General features: G+C 71.3%; 6 protein-coding genes. 1 reads left to right on the forward strand and 5 read right to left on the reverse strand.

Annotated elements, in window-relative coordinates; all coding sequences use genetic code 11:
• Positions 1 to 159 precede the first annotated feature (159 nt).
• Positions 160 to 702: a GNAT family N-acetyltransferase gene (locus ADK86_RS11750; RefSeq protein WP_053696541.1), complete on the forward strand. Its 543-nt coding sequence runs from the start codon at positions 160 to 162 to the stop codon at positions 700 to 702.
• A 62-nt stretch (positions 703 to 764) separates the two neighbouring features.
• Here the strand turns inward: ADK86_RS11750 and ADK86_RS11755 are convergent, their stop codons facing one another.
• Genes ADK86_RS11755 through ADK86_RS11775 form a run of 5 tightly spaced genes read right to left on the reverse strand, consistent with a single transcriptional unit; the run spans position 765 to position 7703 of the window.
• Positions 765 to 2405 carry a type IV secretory system conjugative DNA transfer family protein gene (locus ADK86_RS11755; RefSeq protein WP_053696545.1) on the reverse strand — a complete coding sequence of 547 codons (1641 nt, stop codon included), beginning with the start codon at positions 2403 to 2405 and terminating at the stop codon, positions 765 to 767.
• A gap of 32 nt (positions 2406 to 2437) precedes the next feature.
• The gene (locus tag ADK86_RS11760; RefSeq protein ID WP_053696546.1) at positions 2438 to 3862 is read right to left on the reverse strand and encodes an ATP-binding protein; all 1425 of its coding nucleotides are present in this window, start codon (positions 3860 to 3862) and stop codon (positions 2438 to 2440) included.
• A 28-nt stretch (positions 3863 to 3890) separates the two neighbouring features.
• Positions 3891 to 5453, reverse strand: a complete 1563-nt coding sequence (locus ADK86_RS11765) for an SCO6880 family protein (RefSeq protein WP_053696542.1) — start codon at positions 5451 to 5453, stop codon at positions 3891 to 3893.
• Positions 5450 to 6871 (reverse strand): hypothetical protein, encoded by a 1422-nt coding sequence (locus ADK86_RS11770; protein ID WP_053696543.1) that lies wholly within the window; start codon positions 6869 to 6871, stop codon positions 5450 to 5452. Before ADK86_RS11770 ends, ADK86_RS11765 begins: the two co-directional genes overlap by 4 nt.
• Entirely contained in the window at positions 6861 to 7703 is an 843-nt protein-coding gene (locus tag ADK86_RS11775; protein WP_053696544.1) for a hypothetical protein, read from the reverse strand. The genes ADK86_RS11770 and ADK86_RS11775 overlap by 11 nt, the downstream gene beginning before the upstream one ends.
• Positions 7704 to 7912: the final 209 nt, after the last annotated feature.

Here is a 7912-nt window from a genome sequence, read left to right on the forward strand (position 1 = left end):
GATGGTACTGCAGGGGGGACCCTGTGGGAGAGTAGGACGCCGCCGAACAATCATTGTGGGGAAGCCCCGCACCGTATGGTGCGGGGCTTTTCTGCGTTTGCGGTGGGAAAAGAGGGACGACGTGTGGTCAGGGGGGCGGGGTGCTGGGATGCTGGGGCGATGGGGTATCTGATCAGGCCGGTGAAGGCGGACGAGTGGAAGCGGCTCAGGGAACTCCGGTTGGCGGCCCTGGCGGACCCGGTCGCGCGCATCGCCTTCAACGAGTCCTTCGAGAAGGTCGCGGCGTACCCGGACGAGGTATGGCAGCGGCGGGCGGGCCGGAGCGACGAGGACCGGGACCCGCTGACGTTCATCGGTGAGAGCCCCGACGGCGGTTGGGGCGGCATGGTCGTCGTACTCGTGGAGAAGGAGGGCGCGGACGAGCGGGGCGGCGAGGAGCCGTGGGCCCACATCGTCGGCGTCTACGTACGGCCGGAACACCGTGGCACCGGGCTGGCGCGCGAGCTGTTCGCGGCGGCGGTGGAGTGGGCGTGGAGCCGCACCGAGCCGGCGGTGGAGCGCGTACGGCTCTGGGTGCACGAGGAGAACGAGCGCGCGCTGGCGCTCTACCGGTCGCTCGGCTTCGTGGAGACCGGCCGGACGATGGCCGATCCGAAGGACGGGACGGCCGTCGAGCACGAGATGGCGCTGGAACGCGCGTAGCCGGCCGGGAAGTTCGCGTATCGACCGATGATTGCGCCGGGCGGTCCGCTGAAGTGCGCTGGTCAGTCCGGCAGGGCGTGGTGCGGCCAGCGGGCGCGGGCCTGTTCCTGGGAGCGCAGGGTGACCAGCGTCAACAGCCCCTGCTCGCGGCCGGTTTCGAGGAGGCCGGGCAGCGCCGGGAAGGGCGCGAGCGCCGCGATGTCGTGCAGCACGAGGGTGAGTGGTGGGTCGAGCCGACCGGCGGATGACCGTTCGGCCATGCGGCGGCCGCGCTCGACCACGTTGGAGAGGAGCGCGATGAGCAGCGGCATCGCACCCGGAGCGGTCCGCGGATCCTCAATGGATTCCCCTGCCACGTAAAGGGTTCCCCCTTCGTCGATGAAAGATTCGAGAAGCAGGGCATCGGATCGCGCCGGATTGCAGGCGTCCCGGATGTGGATCGAGGACAGGCACGCCAGGGTGCGGGAGACCAATTCCTGTGCCATCTCCCGGCGTTCCGCATGTGCGGTCAGTACGGACTCCAGCTCGCCCGCCTGGCCCGCCGACGCCTTCCGGTTCGTACGCAGAACACGGACCGGCTCGTGCGCGGCGCCGCTGGTGTGCGCCCAGCGGTGCAACTGGCGGAAAGGCCGTCCGTCCACCGCGGCGGCGTGCAGCCAGCAGCGCAGCAAGGTCGTCGCGGAGTCGGCCACCGCCGAGTCCAGGACGCTGGAGGGCCGTACGGGGGTGATCAGCGCGGCCGCGCGGGCGGCGGCGACGCCGATGTCCTCACAGCCGGACGTCGGGGACCAGCGCAGCCGGGCCGGGGTGTCCAGAAGGTGCTGGGGATCGTAGGTCAGCAGCGGGCCCAGCTTGGCGCGGGCGTCCTTGGTGTCGGCCCAGAGCGCGGGGTCGGTGGTGGCCACGACGAGGGGCCCCTCGGCCGCGGCGATGGCGGCGGAGGCGAGCGCGGCGGCCTCGCGGCGGTCGGTGCCGTAGTGCACGGCCGGGGCGATCGGACCGACCGGGGCCGGAACGGGGGCGGGGGCGGGAGCGGGTGTGAGGCCAGGTGCGGGGGCGGGAGCGCTGGGGGCGACCGAGGGCGTCTCGGGCCCGGCCGCCGGGGTGGGCGTAGGTGCTGCCGTGGCGGGCGTAGGCGCGGGCGGGGACGCCGCCGGGACGGAAGTCGAAGGCGCCGGGACGGACGGACCCGACGCCGGCACCACCGAAGGCGCGACAGCCGCCTCAGAGCCCCCCGCGGGCGCCGCCCCACCCCGTACGACATCCTCGGTACCCCGGGTACGCCCGGCGCCCCCCTCCCACCCACCGCTCTCGGCCCGCCGATTGGCCCGCACCACCCGGTACCGGGCGATCGTCCCCAGCGCGAACACCGTCAGCACCACCAGCACCAGCAGTTCGCTGATGAGGATGCCCCAGAACAGTCCGTACCCGGAGAGCTGGGTGGCGGGGGTGTCGGGCCAGGCGGCCGGGAGGTCGTGCGGGGCGGCTATCAGGCTGCGCAGGGCCAGCGGCGTACGGGTGAAGGTCACGCCGTCCGGCCAGGCGCCGTGGGTGAAGAGGCCGGCCAGGCCGGTCGCGGTCCAGGCGAGGACGGTGAGGCCCAGGAGGAAGACCAGTACGCCTATCAGGAGGGAGTCGGGAACGCCCCGTCCCCGACCGCCACCCGAGCCGCCCGTACCGCCCGGCCCCTGCTCCTGCCGCAGCCCCTGCCCGTTCCCGTTCCCGTGTCCCCGCGTCACGCCACCGTCTCGCTCGACTCGTCCCGGAACTGCCGCTGCATCGCGATCGCCTCGGCGCGCTGTGCGGCCTCCGCGTCCGCCGCCCGCCCGATCGCGAGCGCTTCCTCGGTCATCGCCGCCGTGGTCTCGGTCATCGCCCGGTCGGTGTAGACCAGCGGCCGTTCCGCCTCGGTGATCAGGTGTTTGACGACCTGGACGTTGCCGTTGACGTCCCACACCGCGATGCCGGGGGTGAGCGTCGGGATGATCTCGACCGCCCAGCGGGGCAGGCCCAGGACGCCGCCGGTGGCCCGCGCCTCGTCCGTCTTCTGGGCGTAGATCGTACGGGTGGAGGCCATCTTCAGGATCGCCGCGGCCTCCTTGGCGGCGGCGCCGTCCACCACGTCGCTGAGGTGGTGGACGACGGCGACGAAGGACAGGCCGAGGCGCCGGCCGAACTTCAGCAGCCGCTGGAAGAGCTGGGCGACGAACGGGGAGTTGATGATGTGCCAGGCTTCCTCGACGAGGAAGATCCGTTTCTTCCGGTCGGGCCGGATCCACGTGTGCTCCAGCCACACGCCGACGATGGCCATCAGGATCGGCATCGCGATCGAGTTGCGGTCGATGTGCGACAGGTCGAAGACGATCAGCGGCGCGTCCAGGTCGATGCCGGCCGTGGTCGGGCCGTCGAACATGCCGCGCAGGTCGCCGTCGACCAGCCGGTCGAGCACCAGCGCCACGTCCAGGCCCCAGGCCCGTACGTCGTCTATGTCGACGTTCATGGCCTCCGCCGATTCCTCCTCGGGATGGCGCAGTTGCTCGACGATGTCCGTCAGCACCGGCTGGCGGTTGGTGATCGTCTCGTTGACGTACGCGTGCGCCACCTTCAGCGCGAAGCCGGAGCGCTCGTCCAGGCCGCGGCCCATGGCGACTTCGATGATCGTACGGAGCAGGGCCAGCTGGCCGGTCGTGGTGATCGACGGGTCGAGGGGGTTGAGACGGATGCCGCCGTTGAGGGCCGCGGTCGGGTCCAGGCGGATGGGGGTGATGCCCAGCTGCTGGGCGATCAGGTTCCACTCGCCGACCCCGTCCTCGCCCTGCGCGTCCAGGACGACGACCTGCCGGTCGCGGAAGCGCAGCTGGCGCAGGACGTACGTCTTCTCCAGCGCCGACTTGCCGTTGCCGGACTCGCCGAGGACGAGCCAGTGCGGCGCGGGCAGCTGCTGGCCGTACAGCTGGAACGGGTCGTAGATGTAGCCCTTGCCGCTGTAGACCTCGCGGCCGATGATCACGCCGGAGTCGCCCAGGCCGGGCGCGGCGGTCGGCAGGTAGACCGCCTGGGCCTGGCCGGTGGAGGTCCGTACCGGCAGTCGCGTCGTCTCCACCTTCCCGAACAGGAAGCTGGTGAACGCCTCGGTGAGTGCCGCGAGCGGATCGAGCATGGCCATGACGTACGCGCCTCCCAGCGGCTTAGCGGCGGATCCCGGTCGCGAACGGCAGCGTGTTGACAAAGGCGCGGTGGTGTTCCCGGTCGCACCACTCCAGTTTGAGGTAACTCTTGCCCGCCGAGGCGCGGATGGTGCGCTTGTCGCGGGCCAGCGCCTCCGGGGAGCGGGCGGAGACGGTGATGTAGCCGACCAGGTTGACGCCCGCGGCGCCCGAGGCCAGGTCCTCGCCGCGCTGGTCGACGCGGCCGTGGTGGGCCACGTCGCGCGGGTCGACCACCCGGTTCATCTTGGCGGCCCGGCTGGCCTCCGCGTCGTCGTTGGTCTTCTCCGTCAGCATCCGCTCGATCGCGATCTCGGTGGGCTCCAGGTCCATGCAGACCGCCACCGTACGGATGACATCGGGAGTGTGCACAAGCAACGGTGCCAAAAAGTTGACGCCGACCGGGGTCAGCGGCCACTCCTTGATCCAGGCGGTGGCGTGGCACCACGGCGCGCGGGTGGCCGACTCACGGGTCTTGGCCTGGAGGTACGTCGGTTCCATCGCGTCCAGCTCGGCCGGCCAGGCGTTGCGCTTGGTCATGGCCTGGATGTGGTCGATGGGGTGGTCCGGGTCGTACATGGAGTGCACCAGGGAGGACAGCCTGCTCTGCCCGAGGGGCTGCCGTACGCGGATGTCGGCCTCGGCCAGCCGCGCGCAGATGTCGGTCAGCTCGCGCGCCATGACGACGGCGAGGCCCGCGTCCCGGTCCAGCTTCTTGCGGATCAGCCCGCCGTGGTGCAGCGCCGCGGCGCGCGCCATGGTCTGCGCCTCGGCGGCCAGTTCGCGCGTGTAATGCATACAGGCGACCAGGTAGGCGCGGTGCTGCTCGGAGGAGGTGGAGACCATGGACTGGAGCTGGTCGTAGGAGTCCTGGAGCCAGTCCGGGGAGTCCGGGTTTCCGCGCTGGGCGACGTCTTTGGCGTGCGCGTCCGGGTCGGCGGGGAGCGTACGGGCCAGCATCTGGAGGCGGGTGACGAAGCCGTCCCCGTTGGCGACGTGCTTGAGCAGCGTGCCGAACCGCTCGACCAGCGCCTCCTGGTCCTCGCTGTCGCGCAGGCCGACGCCGGGGCCCTCGATCTCGATGGCGGCGGTGACCGTACGGCGGTCGGCGTGCAGCAGTACGGCGATCTCGTCCGGGCCGAACGGCGCGCTCAGCCAGTTGATGCGGCCGATGCCCGGCGGCGGGCCGATCTCCACCTCCCGGCCGTCCAGGCGGACACCCGCCTCGGCGGCGCCGGAGCGGTACGTGGCGCCCCGGCGGACCGTGCGCCGGTAGCTGCGGTTGATCTCGAACCACTTGTAGAACGTACGGCCGCGGTACGGGAAGTAGACCGTGGCGATCGCCAGCAGCGGGAAACCGGTCAGACTGGCGATCCGCAGGGACAGCACCGGCACCAGCAGGCCGCACAGCATGCCGAGGAACGCGCCCGCGATGATCAGCGCGATCTCGCCGGTCTCGCGGTTCTTGCCGACGATCGCGTTCGGGCGGGCGCGGCCGATCAGGTACGTGCGGCGGGGCGTGATCGGGTGGGACTGGGTCGTCAACGCCCGTCACCTCCTGAGGTCTTGCCGGTGCGGGAGTTGCCGGACGAGCCGGAGCTCGGACCGGGGGACGGATGCGTACGGGACGCGGGGGCGGAGGGGGCCGGGACGCGGCCGCCGTTGCCCCCGGAGGAGCCGCTGTTACGGCTGCTGTGGGCGGCCACACCGCCGGACACCGCGTCCGCGGGCCGGGCCTGGCCGCCGCTCTGCTCCGGGCCGCCGCCACCGCCGGACCTGCGGGAGCTGTGCGTCTTGATGCCCTGGGACACCAGCGCGGCGGGCGAGGAGATCACCGCGGCGGCCTGCGAGCCCTCGGTGGCCTGCTTCTTGTTCGTACGGGCCGAGACCATTTCGTCGCCGAAGCCGGGGACGAAGCGGTAGATCACGGCGCTGGCGAAGATGGCCAGCAGGATGATCGCCAGGCCGGAGACCACGGCGGAGAAGGAGTTCGGGCCGTCGCCGGAGGAGAGCGCGCCGGCGATGCCCAGCACGATCACGATGACCGGTTTCACCATGATCACGGCGATCATGATGCCCGCCCAGCGGCGCACATGGCCCCACATGTTCTTGTCGACCAGGCCCGCGTAGACGACCGTGCCGAGCAGCGCGCCCACGTACAGCAGCGCGGCGCGGATCACCAGCTCCAGCCACAGCACACCGGCCGCGAGCACGGAGACCAGCGAGACCACGATCAGCATGATCGGGCCGCCGCCGATGTCGGTGTCCTTCTTCAGGGCCGCGGCGAACGCGCCGAAGAACGTGTCGGTCTGTGCGCCGGTGCCCTTGGCGATGATCTCGGTGAGGCCGTCGGTGGCCGACACGACCGTATACAGGATCAGCGGCGTGAACGCCGACGCCAGCACGGTCAGCCACAGAAACCCGACCGCCTCGCTGATCGCCTCGGTCAGCCGCACGCCGCGCACGGCCCGCTTGGCGACGGCGAGCAGCCACAGTACGAGCGTCAGCACGGTCGAGGCGGCGAAGACGACGGCGTACTGCTTCAGGAACGCGGCGTTGGTGAAGTCGACCTGCGAGGTCGCCTTCACGGCGTCGGACAGCTTGTCGACAATCCACGCGGCGGCGTTGGCACAGCCCTTGGCGAGGGAGCTGAGGGGGTCGAGGGGGTTGTTGTCGGTGAGGCCGCCGGGGGATTTGGGGGCGGTGGCGCCGGCGCCGTCGGCGTCCTTCTGGCAGTAGTCCTTCGCCGAGCCGATCAGCAGGTCGCACGGATCGTTGCTCGCGCTGGGGGACGGCGAACCCGAAGGGGATGGTGATCCTGAAGGGGACGGGGTGCCGGAGACGGGCGGGGTCGGGGCCGCGGTGGCGCGGGCAGCCAGCATGAAGACGGTGGTCTGGATGCCCGCCCAGGCGGACACGATCGAGATGCCTCGGAGGCGCGAGCGGCGCGGACTACCTGGCATACGTGAACCCTCCGTAATCCTTGACCGCCTTGCTGATCTCACCGGCACCGGCGGCCGGGATGTCCCCGGCGACCGGCGCGGGGCCGCTCTTCTGCGAGTCCTCGGTGATCTTCCAGTCCCCGTCCGCCCAGGTCAGGTCGAACGTCCAGGTCTGCCAGTCCGTACGGACCGGATCGGTGGACCCCGGGCCCGCCATGCCGATCAGCCCCGTGTACCAGACGGCGACCTTGGCCTTGTCGTTGCCGAACTGCTCGACCTTCGTGCCGACGGGGATCGCGCGGGAGATGAAGGTCATGCCCTTCGGGGCGTTTCCGGACGGGTCGAGGCCGAGTTTGCGCAGGAACTCCGGCGAGTACGCCTTGTCCTGGCGGCCCTTCAGCTGCGCCGCTGCCTGGGCCGTGTAGACCCGGTCCACTATGCCGTGGCGGCTGTCCGCCTTGAACATGCCGTCGGAACCCAGCGCCACCGCATAATTCGCCGCCGCCGACTGCGCCCCCTGCTCCGTCTTCGCGAAGCCCGTCGCGATGCCGCCGTTCTTGCCCTCGACCGGCTTGGTGCCGGTGGGGGCGGTCGACCGGGCTTCGGCGTCCTTCGCGGTGCCGTCGGAGGACCCCTGCCCGTCGCCGCCCCGGTTCGCGAACGCGATGGCCGCGATCAGGAGGACCACCACGCCGACGACCGTGATCAGGTTCCGGCTGGAGAAGCCGGTACGGGGGCGGCGCCCGGAGCCGTATGTGTCGCCGCCGCCGTCCGGGAGTCTGGTACGGGTCTGGCCGCCCGTGTCCGGGCCGCCGGGCTCGCCGCCGTACCCACCGCCATCGCTGAGACTCATCGCGCCTGTGCCCCCTCAACCGACATAGCCGTCACTGCCGTCGTTTCGCCACCCGTGTATGACCGTAGCCGCGCGGGCGGCGGCTCGGGCGCAGTGGTACGAGTACATCTCACCGTGACGGAACCTCAGATGCTGGGCGGTAGAGGCGTATGGGGGACCTTGCGGCTTTTGCGACCGCCTCGTGTACCGCGCCCGCCGCACCGACCCCG

The organism is Streptomyces sp. NRRL F-5755, assembly GCF_001279365.1.
In the GTDB taxonomy this organism is placed as follows: domain Bacteria; phylum Actinomycetota; class Actinomycetes; order Streptomycetales; family Streptomycetaceae; genus Streptomyces; species Streptomyces rimosus.